Below are 14,138 nucleotides of genomic sequence, written 5' to 3' on the forward strand. Positions count from 1 at the left end.
CATGAAAATCAAGACGATATGCGCCGTGCTGGGCGCTTCCTTGCTGTACCCAGGCATGGCGCAGGCGGACATCGTGCAGCGCCTGGTGGTGACCAGCATGGCCAGCGAGCCTGATGGCGAAGGCGGCGATGTGTTCACTATTGCGGGCACGACAGCCTGCGGCGGCAAGCAGATACGCATGGATGCGCGCTCGGTGAACCTGGATGAGGCGCCGTACGCAGCGTTGAAAGTCCAGCTTGCTGAACGCATGCGCGCCAGGACGCCCATGCTCGTCACCGTGAAACAATGCCCGGACGATGCGAGCGTACCCATCGTGCGCGAGATCGCCGCCTGCACGCCTGCCGATTGCGCCGATGGCCGGGCCCGGCTGTACCTGCACGAGCGTTTCTATCCCATCGAGCGGGAGCAGGCACCCAACGTGCTGCTGTTGCCATTGCCGAAAGGCAAACAGCCGGGCACGTGGAAGGTGGAAATCTATAGCGTGGCGGGCCACAAGCTGCGCCTGTCCGGCCACGTCAACCGCGCCGATTATGCACAGGGCGAGCTGGTGGGTGGCTATGTCACGTATTACCCCGACGGCAAGATCGAAAAGCAGGTGGCGCAGGATGGGCAAGGCCGGCAGGATGGCGTTACTAACCTCTATCGTGCCGATGGCAGCCTGGAATCGCGTGGCAACTGGCGTCATGGCTTGCCGGAAGGCACGCACCAGCAATATCACGCCACGGGCAAGCTGCGCGAGGCCAGCGTGTACCGCGAGGGACAGCGCGTGGACGGTCCCGTGCAGACATTCGATGCCAATGGCAAGCTGAGCACCAGTTATGTGCTGCGCGATGGACGCATGGAAGGCGAACTGCTCGCATATTTTCCCGATGGGAAAGTGTCGAACAGAACGCAAGTGAGCAAGGGCAAGTTCAATGGCAGCACCACGGATTACTACCCCGATGGCGCCGTGCGCGCCAGCATGACGCAAGTCAACGATTTACCTGTGGGCGAGGCGCTGGAATTCTATCCGGATGGCAAGGTGCAAAGCCGCCAGCAGTATGTCGATGGTGGCGGGCTGCTCAGCGTCCGGCGCTACAGCCCCCAGGGCGTGCTGGTACTGGAAAGACGCTGGGATGCGCAGCTGCGCGAGCAGGGCACGTCGCGCTCGTGGTACGAGAACGGCAAGCCCGAGCACGCGATCGACTACGTGAACGACCGGCGTGACGGCTGGAGCCGCAGCTGGCGCGACGATGGCAGCTTGAAAAGCGAATGCCGCTACGTGGCCGGCAAGGCACAGGGCGACTGCGGCGAAGCGCCGCCAGCGCCGGAATTGCAGCGCAAGGAGCAGGCATGGCGCGCCTTATAAATCACCTTGTTGGCGTCATGCTGCTGTTGCCGGCCATGGCCCAGGGCGAAATCGTGCAGCGGCAAGTGATCACGGCGATCAAGGCCGCGCCTGGCAGCGGCGACGTGCTGACCGTGGACGACGATACGGGCTGCGGCGGCCGGCAGCTGCGCATGGATGCGGCGTCGGTCGGGCTGAGCGAGGAGCAGTATGGCGTCATGAAGACCGAGCTGGCCAACATGATACGCGACAGGAACCCCGTGCTGGTGCGCATCCTTGCCTGTCCGGCGCCAGATCAGGCCGACGCCATTCCCGTTGTCCGCATGCTGCGCGGCTGCGATGCGCACTGTACCGATGGCAAGGTGCGGCTCTACCTGAACCATAACCTGTCGCGCGGCGAGGCCATGGAAAGCGCGCGTTACGCACTCGTGCTGCCGCTGCCGCCAGGCAAGATGCCCGGCACCTGGCAAGTCGAGATCTATCACGTGCGCGAAGGCGAACCGAAGCGGTTGACGGGCCAGGTCGATAATCCCGATTACCTGCGCGGCAAGCTGGTGGGCAACTACCGCATGTATTACCCGCATGGCCAGCTGGAAATGCAGGTGGAGCAGCAGGAGGGGCGCGGCGTGCAGACGCGGTATCGCCCGGATGGCCAGCTGGCCTTGCGCGCCAGCTTGTTCAATGGCGTGCAGGAAAGCGCGGCGGGCCAGTCCCACGATAGGGCGCAGGCCGATGGCGTGGTGGAAACCTTCGACACGGATGGCAAGCTGCGCACGCGCACGACGAGGGTCAAGGGCCAGCCGGACGAATCGCTGCTGTTCTATCCGGACGGCGCCGTGGAAAGCCGCAGCCAGTATGTCAACGGCGTCATCACGGGACCGAGCACCGGCTATTTCCCCGATGGCAAGGTGCAGCGCACGACGCATTACGTCGATGGCCAGCCGGCGGGCGAGAGCGTGGAATATTATCCGGACGGCAAAGTCGCCAGCAAGCGCACGCACAGCGGCCGCAATATCCTGCGCAGCGAACAGCGCTTCAGCCAGGCTGGCGTATTGATCGTGCACAAGCTGTGGAACGCAGGCGGGCGCGAGGAGGGCGCCTTGCGTTCCTGGTATGCCGACGGCAAGCCGAAGCAGCTGATCGAATACGTCGATGGCGAGCGCCAGGGCTGGACGCGGCACTGGCGCGCGGATGGCAGTGTGGAAAGCGAGTGCCGCTATGTGGCCGATGTGCCGCAGGGGGAGTGTACGGGAGACTCGGCCAAGTTTTCCTACACGGAAGATGGTATCGGGTTTGACATGCCGGAAGAATAATGCGCGCCAGTGCATGCCCGGCGCGCATTCCAGCCGCTGTCAGCGGTGCGGCGGCGTCAGCACGCTGGCGATGGCCTTGGGTAACGTTTCCGGATAATCGCGGCTGAAGTGCAGGCCGCGGCTTTCGCGGCGGGACAGGGCGCTGTTGACGATCATCGAGGCCACGTCGACGAGGTTGCGCAGCTCCAGCAAGTCGTGCGTGATGCGGAAGTTGCGGTAGTACTCGTCGATTTCTTCCTTCAGCAGGGCGATGCGGTGCTGGGCCCGCTCCAGGCGCTTGGTCGTGCGCACGATGCCCACGTAATTCCACATGAAGCGGCGCAGTTCGTCCCAGTTGTGGGAAATCACCACTTCCTCGTCCGCATCCGTGACGCGGCTTTCATCCCAGTCGGGCAAATATGGCGTGCCCAGCTTTTCCTTGCTTTCGATGTCTTGCGCGCAGGCGCGGCCGATGACGATGCATTCGAGCAGGGAATTCGACGCCAGGCGGTTGGCGCCATGCAAGCCCGTGCACGCCGTCTCGCCCACCGCGTACAGGCCCGGCAGGTCGGCGCGGCCGGACAGGTCCGTCACGACGCCGCCGCACGTGTAGTGGGCGGCGGGCACGATGGGAATCGGCTGCTTGGTGATGTCGATGCCCAGTTCCAGGCAGCGCGCGTAGATGGTGGGGAAGTGTTCGATGAGGAATTCGGCCGGCTTGTGGCTGATGTCCAGGTGCACGTAGTCGAGGCCCCGTTTCTTGATCTCGAAGTCGATGGCGCGCGCCACCACGTCGCGCGGCGCCAGTTCGGCCCGCTCATCGTGGGCCAGCATGAAGCGCGTTCCCGCTGCCGCGCCCGCTTCAGGCGGCAGTTTCAGCAAGCCCCCTTCGCCACGGATGGCTTCGGTGATCAGGAAAGACTTCGCGTACGGGTGGTACAGGCAGGTAGGGTGGAACTGGATGAATTCCATGTTCGACACGCGGCAGCCGGCGCGCCAGGCCATGGCGATGCCGTCGCCGCTGGCCGTGTCGGGATTCGTTGTATATAAATACACCTTGCCGGCGCCGCCCGTGGCCAGCACCGTGTGCTCGGCGGCAAAGGTCAGGACCTTGCCCGTTTGCTCATCCTGCACGTACAGGCCGTGGCAATGCGGTTGCGCGTTGCGCTGGGCCGGTTTCATGCCCAGCTTGTCGGAAGTGATGAGGTCGATTGCGCAATGGTGTTCGAACAGGGTGATGTTCGGGTGGGCGCGCACCTTTTCTTCCAGCGTGACTTGCACGGCGTGGCCCGTGGCGTCGGCCGCGTGGATGATGCGGCGCTGGCTGTGTCCCCCTTCGCGGGTCAGGTGAAAACCCAGCTCGGCCGAGGCGTCGCGCGTAAACGGCACGCCTTGTTCGATCAGCCATTCGATGGCTTCGCGGCCGTGCTCGACGATGTAGCGCGTGGCGCTTTCGTCGCACAGGCCGCCGCCCGCGATCAGGGTGTCTTCGATGTGTTGCTGGTGGCTGTCGCCCGAGTCCAGCACGGCCGCGATCCCGCCCTGCGCCCAGTTGCTGGCGCCATCGAGCAGCGCGCGTTTGGAAATGATCGCGACGGTGCGCGTCTCAGCTAAATGCAGTGCAACCGATAAACCCGCCAGGCCACTGCCGACAATCGCTACATCAAATTTCATGACATTTATCTCTTTTAGGGGATGCATACTATATGCCATTTCCCTGCATTCGGTAATGTGTTGAGATAAATTCTGCAAGCAAAAGATAGCTGGGGCCGTAGCTTGTGGCGCATCAATGTCTTCGCGGAACAGTTCGCCATGATGGCAGGACAGCAGCAGGCCGCCCCGTGCCGGCCCGATGCTTCTTGCCGCAGGAGGAACCATGATCCGCATCTTCAGCCATTATGTCTCGAAAACAGCGTTTATCTTGCTGTTGCTGGAAATCATGATCCTGCTGCTGTCGGCCACCCTGACTTCCTTGCTGTGGCTGGCGGACGGCAGCCGCCTCGTGCGGGCGAGCGAGGTCTACCTGTCTTCCTCGATCTTTACGCTGGTCATCGTGCTCTGCATGAGCGCGCTGGGCATGTACCAGCACCGTTCGCGCGAAGATATCCGCAACACCCTGCTGCGCATCCTGCCGTCGTTTGCGCTGGGCTTTGCCGTGCTCAGCGTGCTGATCCGCTTCATTCCCGCGCTGCAATTCGGGCGCGGCAGCGTGCTGATCTTCGGCCTGGGCGCCATCGGCGTGCTGCTGGCGCGCCTGGTGGTGTTCAAATCCTCGCAATCGGCGCTGATGGAAGGCCGGCTGATCCTCGTGGGCGGCGGGGCGCTGGCGCGAGAATGCATGGATTTGGCTGCCAGCAAGATCGGTTTCCACCAGTTCACCGTCGTCGGCTGCATCGATGTGGCTGGCGAGCAATGCTGCGTGCCGGCCTCGGCTTTGCTGCCGGCCGAACCATCGCTGCTGGCCATGGCCCAGCGCCATGCCGCGCATGAAATCGTCGTCTCCGTCAGCGACCGGCGCAATGGCGCGTTTCCTGCCAAGCAACTATTGGAATGCGCGCTGGGCGGCGTCAAGGTGATCGACGCGGCCACGTTTTTCGAGCGCGAGGCGTGCCAGATCCGTATCGATTCCCTGCAGCCCAGCTATCTGATCTATGGCGGCGGCTTCGACCAGAGTTTCTTCCGCGCCGCCTCGAAGCGCCTGTTCGACCTGGCCGCCAGCAGCGTCATCTGCCTGGCGGCGCTGCCCGTGATGCTGGTCACGGCCATCTGCATCCGCCTGGAAGACGGCGGCCCCGTGTTTTACCAGCAGGAGCGGGTGGGACGCGATGGCTTGCCGTTTAACGTGCTGAAATTTCGCAGCATGCGCTGCGATGCCGAGCGCGACGGCAAGCCCATCTGGGCGCAGGCCAACGATGCGCGCATCACGCGCGTGGGCAACTGGATCCGCAAGCTGCGCATCGACGAGCTGCCGCAGATGTTCAATGTGTTTCGCGGCGAGATGAGCTTTGTGGGGCCCCGTCCCGAACGCGCCTACTTTGTCGAGCAACTGAAACAGCAGGTGCCGTACTACAACATCCGCCACAGCATCAAGCCCGGCATCACGGGCCTGGCGCAGGTGCGCTATCAATATGGCGCCTCCGTCGATGACGCCGTGAAGAAGCTGCAATACGATTTGTATTATGTGAAAAACAACAGCCTGTTCCTCGACTTGCTGATCCTGCTTGACACGGTGCAGGTGGTGCTGTTTGGCAAGGGCAGCCGATGATGCGGGCGCAGTCGGCCTGGCTGGCGGCCGCCGACGCGGCAGCGCTCAGCCATGGCCTGGCGTCGCTGGCCTTCTTCGCGCTGGCGCTGCTACTGATCAGCAACTGGCGCGCGCGGCAGAATGTGCGGGCCTTGCTGGCGGCGTGCCTGGCGACGGGCGGCTGGGCCACGGGCACGGTGGTGCTGGTGCTGCTGGGGCAGCGCGTCTCGCTGGCCGGCGATGCGCTGGAATTGCTGCGCACCCTGGCCTGGCTGGTGTTCCTGTTGCTGCTGATCGAACCGTCGCGGCCCCGCTTGCGCCTCGTGCTGGCCGGCATCGTCCTCACGGCGCTGGCGCCCGCATTGTGCGCGCTGGCCTCGTCGTGGCTGGCGCTGCCTTTGCCGGCGCGCATCATCGCCAGCGCCAGCCGTTTGCTGCTGGCCGTGCTGGGCATGCTGCTGGTGGAACAGTGGTACCGCAACACGCCGCCGTTGAAACGCTGGGGCATCAAGTTTGCGTGCCTGGGCGTGGGCGGCCTGTTTGCCTACGATTTCTACCTGTACAGCGACGCCTTGCTGTTTCGCGCGATTAACGACGATATCTGGGCCGCGCGCGGCATCGTCGACGCCCTGTGCGCGCCGCTGCTGGCCGTATCGGCCGCCCGCAATCCGGGCTGGGCGCTGGGCCTGTCCGTCTCGCGCCAGATGCTGTACCGCTCGGCCGCCTTGCTGGGCTCGGCCATCTATCTGCTGGCCATGGCGGCCAGCGCGTATTACCTGCGCTATTTCGGCGGCACCTGGGGTTCGCTGATGCAGATGGCTTACCTGGGCGGCGCGGCCCTGCTGCTGGCGGGCGTGCTGTTTTCCGGCAGCCTGCGGGCCAAGCTCAAGGTGACCATCAATAAACATTTTTACAATGCCATCTTCGATTACCGCGAAGAATGGCTGCGATTTACGCGCGCGCTGTCCGAAAATGGCCCGGCCCTGGGCGAGCGCACGATACAGGCCATGGCGCAGCTGGTGGAAAGCCGTGCCGGCGCGCTGTGGATCTTGCGCGACCAGGGACAGTTTGCCCCGGCCGCCAGCTGGAACTGGCCGCCGTCCACCTGGAGCGAACCGGCCACCGGTCTTCTGTGCCAGTTCCTGGAAGCCAGGCAATGGGTGGTCGACGTGCCCGATTGCCGGCAAAATCCCCGCCAGTACGGCGGCTTGCTGTTGCCGCCCCCGCTGCTGGCGCTGCCGGACGTGTGGCTGCTGGTGCCCCTGATGCTGCATGGCCAGCTGTTCGCGTTTGTCGCGCTGGCCCGGCCCCGCACGCGCATCGGCCTGAACTGGGAAATCCTCGACGTGCTGAAAATTGCCGGCAGCCAGGCTGCCAGCTACCTGGCGCACCGCGAATCGCTCGATACCCTGACGGTGTCGCGCCAGTTCGATTCGTTCAACCGCATGTCCACCTTCATCGTGCACGACCTCAAGAACCTCGTGTTCCAGCTGTCCCTGTTGTTGAGCAACGCGGAAAAGCACCGCGCCAATCCCGCCTTCCAGGAAGACATGCTGGGTACCCTGGATCATTCCGTGCAGAAAATGAAGACCTTGCTGCAGAAACTGGCGCGTGGCGAGGCGCCGGAAGCGCCGGCGCCGCTGCTGCTCGATGGCCTGCTGCGCCAGGCCGTGGCCGCCAAGGCCAGCCTGGCACCCGCGCCGCGGCTGGAAATCGTCGATGGCGAGCTGACGGTGCTGGCCAACCGGGCACGGCTGGAGCGCGTGCTGGGCCATCTGATCCAGAACGCCATCGAGGCCACGGCCAGCGATGGCAAGGTGGCCGTGCGGCTGCGGCGCGAGCAGCACACGGCCGTGGTCGAACTCGACGATACAGGGCAGGGCATGAGCGAGCAATTCATCCGCGAACGCCTGTTCAAGCCGTTCGACACGACCAAGACGGCGGGCATGGGCATCGGCGTGTTCGAAAGCCGCGAATACCTGCGCGAAGTGGGCGGCAGCCTGGAAGTGCGCAGCGAGCCGCAGGTGGGCACGACGTTCCGCGTGATCCTGCCGCTGCATGCCGCGTGAACAGAAAGGAAGAACATGGCCAAGCAAAAACTGCTCGTCATCGAAGACGATCCCGGCCTGCAAAAGCAGCTGCACTGGAGTTTTGACGGTTATGACGTCTTGCTGGCGGGCGAGCGCGAAGCGGCGCTGGCGCTGGTGCGGCGCCACCAGCCGGCCGTCGTGACGATGGACCTGGGCTTGCCGCCCGATCCGGACGGCGCCACGGAAGGGCTGGCCACCTTGCAGCAAATTCTTGCGCTGGCGCCGGACACAAAGGTCATCATTCTTTCGGGTAACCAGGAGCGCGCGCATGCGTTAAAAGCCATCGCGCTGGGCGCCTACGATTTCCACCAGAAACCGTTCGACGCCGACATGCTGGGCCTGGTCATCGCCCGCGCGTACTACCTGCACGCCATGCAGCAGGAAAACCGCCGCATGCTGCAGACGCAGGCGGACTCGCCCCTGGCCGGCATCGTCAGCCGCGATCCCGGCATGCTGAAACTGTGCCGCAGCGTGGAAAAGGTGGCGCCCTCGTCGGCCAGCGTGATGCTGCTGGGCGACTCGGGCAGCGGCAAGGAATTGATTGCGCGGGGCTTGCATGCGCTGTCCAGCCGCCACGCGCAGCGCTTCGTTGCCATCAATTGCGCGGCCATTCCCGAAAACCTGCTGGAAAGCGAGCTGTTCGGCTATGAGCGGGGGGCGTTTACGGGCGCGGCGCGGCAAACCTTGGGCAAGATCGAACTGGCCCACGGCGGCACCTTTTTTCTCGACGAGGTGGGCGACATGCCGATGGCACTGCAGGCAAAATTGCTGCGCTTCCTGCAGGAACGGGTGATCGAAAGGGTGGGCGGACGGGCCGAGATCGCCGTCGACGTGCGCATCGTGTGCGCCACGCACCAGGACCTGAAGGTGCTGGCGGAACAGGGACGCTTCCGCGAAGACCTGTTTTACCGCCTCAGCGAAATCGTGCTGCGCATTCCGCCCCTGCGCGAGCGGGCCGGCGATGCTGCCTTGCTGGCCCACCATTTCAAGAACAAGTTCTGCGCCAGCGAAGGGCGCAGCAACCTGCATTTCAGCGCCGGCGCGCTGCAGCTGATCGAAAGCTATGGCTGGCCCGGCAATGTGCGCGAAGTGGAAAACTGCATCAAGCGGGCCGTCATCATGAGCGACGGTCCGCAGATCGCGGTCGATGACCTGGGCTTGCCCGCCAGCGCGCAGGCGGCGCCCGTTGAAGACGCCATCAACCTGCGCCAGGCCCGCGAGGCGGCCGAATACAAGGTGATGGTGCGCGCGCTGGCGCGGGCCGACGGCAATATCGCCCGCGCGGCTGAATTGCTGGGCGTAAGCCGGCCCACCCTGTACGACCTGATGAGCCATCACGGCATCAAGTAGGCAGGTAACTAAATATCAAGATTGTGTATGGCGTCGCACATACGCTGGCGCCGCCGTGGCGCATCCTTGCCTCATCCACAACGAGGAGGCGCCATGAACGCGATCAGCTTATTGATGCAAGACCACAAGGCTGTCAAAGCCTTGTTTGCCCAGTATGAAGGCTTGAGCGACCGCTCTTTTGCCACGAAGAAAAAGCTGGCCGACCAGATCTGCCAGGAATTGACCGTGCACACGCAACTGGAAGAAGAAATCTTCTATCCGGCCGTGCGCCGTCCCATCCACGATGGCGACCTGATGGATGAAGCCGTCGTCGAGCACGCGAGCGCCAAGGAACTCATCGCGCAGATCGAAGCGATGGACCCTGCCGACGACCTGTACGACGCCAAGGTCAAGGTGCTGTCCGAACAGATCGAACATCACGTCAAGGAAGAGGAAAACGACATGTTTCCCAAAGTGCGCCATACGGCCGTCGACCTGGACGCGCTGGGCCGGGAAATGGCCGCGCGCAAGGAACAGCTGACGGGCGTTGCCGCCGGAATGCCATAACCATTACCAACCAAGGGAGATTTCCATGCAAGCTACACAACTGTCCGTCTCGGACTTGAACAACCCGGGCGTGTCCTGGGGCGCCGTGCTGGCGGGCGCTGCCGCGGCGGCCGCCTTGTCCTTCATCCTGCTGATACTCGGCGTGGGCCTGGGCCTGTCTTCCGTGTCGCCGTGGTCGTTCAACGCCACGGCCATCGGCGTGTCGACCATCGCCTGGCTGGCCTTCATGCAGCTGGCGGCGTCCGGCATCGGCGGCTACATGGCGGGCCGTCTGCGCGTGAAGTGGAGTTCCATCCACACGGATGAAGTGCACTTCCGCGATACGGCGCACGGCTTGCTGGCCTGGGCCGTGGCCACCCTGATCACCGTGGCCGTGCTGGCCGGCGGCACGCGCGCCGTGCTCAGCGGCGCCATCGATGCGGGCAGCGGCGTGGCGGCGGCAGTGGGCCCGGCCGTAGGGGCGGGCGCAGCGGCGGCTGGCGCCGGTGCGGCCGGCGCCAAGGCGGGCGAGGGCAGCAGTGCCAATCCGCTCGACTATTTTTCCGACATGCTGCTGCGCGCCGCCCCGGCACCGGCCGCGACTGCAGCGCCAGCGGTAGCGAACCCCGGCGTGACGGCCGCCGACCAGCGCGTGGAAATCGGCAAGATTTTCGCCACCGGCCTGTCCACGGGCAGCCTGGCCGCCGATGACCGCGCCTATCTGGGCCAGGTCGTGGCCAGCCGCACGGGCTTGACGCAGGCGGAAGCGGAAGCCCGCGTCGACGCCGTCTACGGCCGCGCCGTCAAGGCCGCCGCCGATGCCAAGGCACAGGCACAGCAAGCGGCCGATACGGCCCGCAAGGCCGGCGCCCACACAGCCCTGTGGATGTTCGTCGCCTTGCTGCTGGGCGCTTTCGTGGCCAGCCTGGCCGCCACCTTTGGCGGCCGCCAGCGCGACCACGAGCGCGTGCTGCGCCATGTGACCATTTAACTTACCGATTTCATCTAGGAGACTGCCATGCGTTCCATCCTTTTGCTGTTGCTGGGCATTCCATTGCCCATCGTCATACTGATCGCCCTGTTCGTACGCTAACGAGGCCAACCTGCAAACCGGCGTCCGCTGCAAGGCGGGCGCCGGTTTTTGCGTGAAAGCGGGCGCATGTGTAAGATGGCGCCATCTTTCTATCGAGACTATCCATGAATGCGACTGCCCTGCGTCCCTTGCTGAAAACCGCCGCCATCGCCGCCCTGGCCTGCACTGTGCTGGCCTCGTGCTCCACCCTGATCGGCCCGCGCGACGTGAATGTGTCGCTGAGCAAGATGCAGCAAGGCCTGGAGCGCCGCTTTCCCATCGACAAGCGCGTGTTGTCTGTGCTGGACGTCAAGCTGACCCACCCGCAACTGTCCTTGCAGCCCGAACGCGAACGAGTGGCCCTCAGCGTGGACGCCAGCGTCTTGCCGCCGTTCATACGCCAAAGCTGGCGCGGCAGCCTGGTCATGTCGGGCCGCCTCGTGCTCGACGCCCAGCGCAACGCCGTCTACCTGAGCGAAGCGAGCGTGGACAAGGTAAGCATCGACGGCATGGATGAAGCGCAGCAGCGCCAGTTCGCCAAGGTGGCCAGCCTGGTTGCCGACCAGCTCATGCATGAAACGCCCATCTATACGTTCAAGCCGGACGAACTGCGCTATGCGGGCGTGCAATTCGTGCCCACGCAGATACGGACCACGGGCAATGGCTTGACGGTGACGTTCGAGCCGGTGAAGTAAGCCGGTGAAGTAAGCCGTTGAAGTAAATTAGGCCCCGCACGCGGGCGGGCCGATGCGCGTTGCCGTGTGATTGCGCGGCGTCGCCTCTTCATGGAACAGGTCAGCCAGGTATTCGCACAGCGCCTCTGCTTGAATATCATCCGGAATGATGAAATCGGCGGGCCGGCGCTTGCCTTCCGCGCCGAGATAGAAGGCGCGCCATGCCCCCGGCGTCCCCCGGACGGCAATCAGCGTGCCGAAAACATTGAATCGGAATTCCTGCATCAAGCGGCTCCAGTCTGGGATATCTATTGCTACATGGCTATTGCTACATGGTAACATTTGCCGATCATCGGCGCCGCTTGACGCTTGCTTTGGCAGCCATCGGATCACTGGACTTGTTCAACCGTCATTGTTGCGCGGCAGGCAGGCCGACTATAATCCTGCCTCCATGCCTGGATACAGCATGTTCTCCAACATGAAGTCAAAACAATTAAAGGAATCTTCGTGAAACGCTCACTCATCAGCGCCGCTTGCTGCGCCTTGTTCGCCTTGTCCTCGCCCTCGCTGCATGCCCAGCAAGCGGCCCAGCCTGCCGCCCCGGTTTCCGGCATCGACCTGAAAACCCTGGACCCGGCCGTCAGCCCCAAGGATGATTTCTACGGCTACGTCAATGGCGTGTGGACCCGCAATACGGAAATCCCGGCCGACAAATCCGTCTGGGGCACGTATATCGAATTGCGCGAAATCGCGCAGGGCCAGTTGCGCGGCCTGATCGACGCCACCCTGAAGCATCCCGGCAAGCCCGGCAGCGAGGCGCACAAGATCGCCGACCTGTACACGAGCTTCATGAACGAAAAGGCGCGCGATGCGGCCGGCTTCAAGCCCCTGCGCGCCGAACTGGCCCGCGTCGCGGCCATCCGCGACAAGAAGGAATTGCCGGCCCTGTTTGCCTATTTGCAGCGCAACGGCATCCAGACGCCGTTTTCGGCCGGCGTGGCCCCCGATGCGCAGGACCCCGAGCGCTACACGGTCAACGTGAGCCAGTCCGGCCTGGGCATGCCGGACCGCGACTATTACCTGAAGGATGACGACGCCAAGCTCAAGTCCGTGCGCGAGAAATACCTCAAGCATATCGAGACCATGCTGGCCATGAGCGGCGACAAGGCTGCTGCCGGACATGCGGCGCAGATCCTCGACATCGAGACCCGCCTGGCGGCAGCGCAGTGGACGCGCGTGCAGATGCGCGATCCCGTCAAATCGTACAACCGCGTCGACTTCGACAAGTTCGGCGCGCTGGCGCCGGCCTTCGACTGGAACGCCTACTTTACGGCTGCCGGCCTGGCGCCGAAGGCTACGCTGGCCGTGGTGCGCCAGCCCAGCTTCATCCAGGGTTTTTCCGAGACCGTGACGGCCGTGCCGCTGGAATCGTGGAAGAGCTATCTGAACTGGCGCATCATCGAAAGCTATGCATCCTACCTGGACAGCGCCACCGTCAAGGAGCGCTTTGCCTTTGAAGGCACGGTGCTGCGCGGCGTGCCGCAAAGCGAACCGCAGTGGCAGCTGGCGCTGCGCTTCACGGATGGCGCCATCAGCGACGCCGTGGGCAAGCGCTACGTGGAAATGTACCTGCCGCCGGAAACCAAACCGCGCGTGATGGCCATGTTCGACAATTTCGTCGCGTCGTTCAAGGATGGCATCGAGCAGCTCGACTGGATGGGGCCGGAAACCAAGAAGGAAGCCCAGCTCAAGCTGGCAGCCTTGAAGCCGAAGATCGCCTACCCGGATAAATGGCGCGACTACAGCGCCATGCAGACGCAGCCGAACGACCTGGTCGCCAACGTGCGGGCCGCGCGTGTCTGGGGCCGTCAGCAAAACCTGGAAAAACTGGGCAAACCCGTGGACCGCGACGAATGGTCGATGACGCCGCAAACCGTCAACGCCAGCTACAGCCCGGCCCTCAATGCGATCACGATCCCGGCCGCCATCCTGCAGCCCCCATTCTTCAACGTGAAAGCGGAAGACGCCGTCAACTACGGTTTGCTGGGCATCACCTTCGGCCATGAAATCAGCCATGCCTTCGACGATTCGGGCAGCCAGTACGATGCCAAGGGCCGTCTGCGCAACTGGTGGACGGCGCAAGACCGCGCAGCCTTCAAGGCGCTGGCCGCCGGCCTCGTCAAGCAATACGGCGCCTACAGCCCCGTGCCGGGCTACCACATCAACGGCGAGCTGACCCTGGGCGAAAACATCGGCGACAATTCCGGCCTGTCGATCACCTACAAGGCGTACCAGCGTTCGCTGGGCGGCAAGCCGTCGCCCGTGCTGGACGGATTGACGGGCGAACAGCGCCTGTACATCGGCTTTGCGCAGAAGTGGCGCGCGAAACTGCGTCCGGAAGCGGCGATCGCGCAGATCAAGAGCGATCCGCATTCTCCTGGCGAATTCCGCGCCAAGGGCACGGTGATGAACCAGCCCGGCTTCTATGAAGCGTTCGGCATCAAGCCGGGCGACCCGATGTATCTGCCGCCCGAGCAGCGCGTAATCATGTGGTAAGCAGGTAG

11 protein-coding genes are annotated in these 14,138 nt (G+C 64.1%); 9 read left to right on the forward strand and 2 right to left on the reverse strand.

Annotated features, from left to right (window positions below):
* Position 1: 1 nt before the first annotated feature.
* Entirely contained in the window at positions 2-1,348 is a 1,347-nt protein-coding gene (locus VPH41_RS09460) for a toxin-antitoxin system YwqK family antitoxin (RefSeq protein WP_328569775.1), read from the forward strand.
* Positions 1,333-2,640 (forward strand): toxin-antitoxin system YwqK family antitoxin, encoded by a 1,308-nt coding sequence (locus VPH41_RS09465; RefSeq protein WP_328569776.1) that lies wholly within the window; start codon positions 1,333-1,335, stop codon positions 2,638-2,640. The genes VPH41_RS09460 and VPH41_RS09465 overlap by 16 nt, the downstream gene beginning before the upstream one ends.
* Positions 2,641-2,679: 39 nt before the next feature.
* Here the strand turns inward: VPH41_RS09465 and nadB are convergent, their stop codons facing one another.
* Positions 2,680-4,293 (reverse strand): L-aspartate oxidase, encoded by a 1,614-nt coding sequence (gene nadB, locus VPH41_RS09470; RefSeq protein ID WP_152259173.1) that lies wholly within the window; start codon positions 4,291-4,293, stop codon positions 2,680-2,682.
* Positions 4,294-4,495: 202 nt separating this feature from the next.
* Between nadB and VPH41_RS09475 the strand changes: the two genes are divergently transcribed.
* From VPH41_RS09475 to VPH41_RS09500, 6 genes are all read left to right on the forward strand, one after another.
* Entirely contained in the window at positions 4,496-5,884 is a 1,389-nt protein-coding gene (locus VPH41_RS09475) for a TIGR03013 family XrtA/PEP-CTERM system glycosyltransferase (RefSeq protein ID WP_328569777.1), read from the forward strand.
* On the forward strand, positions 5,881-7,932 hold the full coding sequence (prsK, locus tag VPH41_RS09480; protein WP_328569778.1) for an XrtA/PEP-CTERM system histidine kinase PrsK: 2,052 nt from the start codon (positions 5,881-5,883) through the stop codon (positions 7,930-7,932). The genes VPH41_RS09475 and prsK overlap by 4 nt, the downstream gene beginning before the upstream one ends.
* A gap of 15 nt (positions 7,933-7,947) precedes the next feature.
* Positions 7,948-9,303 carry a PEP-CTERM-box response regulator transcription factor gene (gene prsR / locus VPH41_RS09485; RefSeq protein WP_328569779.1) on the forward strand — a complete coding sequence of 452 codons (1,356 nt, stop codon included), beginning with the start codon at positions 7,948-7,950 and terminating at the stop codon, positions 9,301-9,303.
* A gap of 93 nt (positions 9,304-9,396) precedes the next feature.
* Positions 9,397-9,849, forward strand: coding sequence for a hemerythrin domain-containing protein (locus VPH41_RS09490; RefSeq protein WP_328569780.1), 453 nt, complete (start codon positions 9,397-9,399; stop codon positions 9,847-9,849).
* A gap of 25 nt (positions 9,850-9,874) precedes the next feature.
* Positions 9,875-10,819: a hypothetical protein gene (locus tag VPH41_RS09495; protein WP_328569781.1), complete on the forward strand. Its 945-nt coding sequence runs from the start codon at positions 9,875-9,877 to the stop codon at positions 10,817-10,819.
* Between the two features lie 206 nt (positions 10,820-11,025).
* On the forward strand, positions 11,026-11,595 hold the full coding sequence (locus VPH41_RS09500; RefSeq protein ID WP_328569782.1) for a DUF1439 domain-containing protein: 570 nt from the start codon (positions 11,026-11,028) through the stop codon (positions 11,593-11,595).
* A 27-nt stretch (positions 11,596-11,622) separates the two neighbouring features.
* Here the strand turns inward: VPH41_RS09500 and VPH41_RS09505 are convergent, their stop codons facing one another.
* Positions 11,623-11,859, reverse strand: a complete 237-nt coding sequence (locus tag VPH41_RS09505) for a DUF7661 family protein (RefSeq protein ID WP_328570505.1) — start codon at positions 11,857-11,859, stop codon at positions 11,623-11,625.
* A 222-nt stretch (positions 11,860-12,081) separates the two neighbouring features.
* Here VPH41_RS09505 and VPH41_RS09510 point away from each other — a divergent pair, with 222 nt between their 5' ends.
* Positions 12,082-14,130, forward strand: coding sequence for a M13 family metallopeptidase (locus tag VPH41_RS09510; RefSeq protein WP_328569783.1), 2,049 nt, complete (start codon positions 12,082-12,084; stop codon positions 14,128-14,130).
* Positions 14,131-14,138 lie beyond the last annotated feature (8 nt).

The sequence above is a fragment of the Janthinobacterium sp. P210006 genome, assembly GCF_036231885.1.
Lineage (GTDB): Bacteria > Pseudomonadota > Gammaproteobacteria > Burkholderiales > Burkholderiaceae_D > Janthinobacterium > Janthinobacterium violaceinigrum.

Coding starts and splice junctions, on each gene's coding strand:
- VPH41_RS09465 (WP_328569776.1), top strand. CDS start 1,333: ATGGCGCGCCTTATAAATCACCTTGTTGGCGTCATGCTGCTGTTGCCG.
- nadB (WP_152259173.1), bottom strand. CDS start 4,293: ATGAAATTTGATGTAGCGATTGTCGGCAGTGGCCTGGCGGGTTTATCG.
- VPH41_RS09500 (WP_328569782.1), top strand. CDS start 11,026: ATGAATGCGACTGCCCTGCGTCCCTTGCTGAAAACCGCCGCCATCGCC.
- VPH41_RS09460 (WP_328569775.1), top strand. CDS start 2: ATGAAAATCAAGACGATATGCGCCGTGCTGGGCGCTTCCTTGCTGTAC.
- VPH41_RS09495 (WP_328569781.1), top strand. CDS start 9,875: ATGCAAGCTACACAACTGTCCGTCTCGGACTTGAACAACCCGGGCGTG.
- VPH41_RS09505 (WP_328570505.1), bottom strand. CDS start 11,859: ATGCAGGAATTCCGATTCAATGTTTTCGGCACGCTGATTGCCGTCCGG.
- prsK (WP_328569778.1), top strand. CDS start 5,881: ATGATGCGGGCGCAGTCGGCCTGGCTGGCGGCCGCCGACGCGGCAGCG.
- VPH41_RS09490 (WP_328569780.1), top strand. CDS start 9,397: ATGAACGCGATCAGCTTATTGATGCAAGACCACAAGGCTGTCAAAGCC.
- prsR (WP_328569779.1), top strand. CDS start 7,948: ATGGCCAAGCAAAAACTGCTCGTCATCGAAGACGATCCCGGCCTGCAA.
- VPH41_RS09475 (WP_328569777.1), top strand. CDS start 4,496: ATGATCCGCATCTTCAGCCATTATGTCTCGAAAACAGCGTTTATCTTG.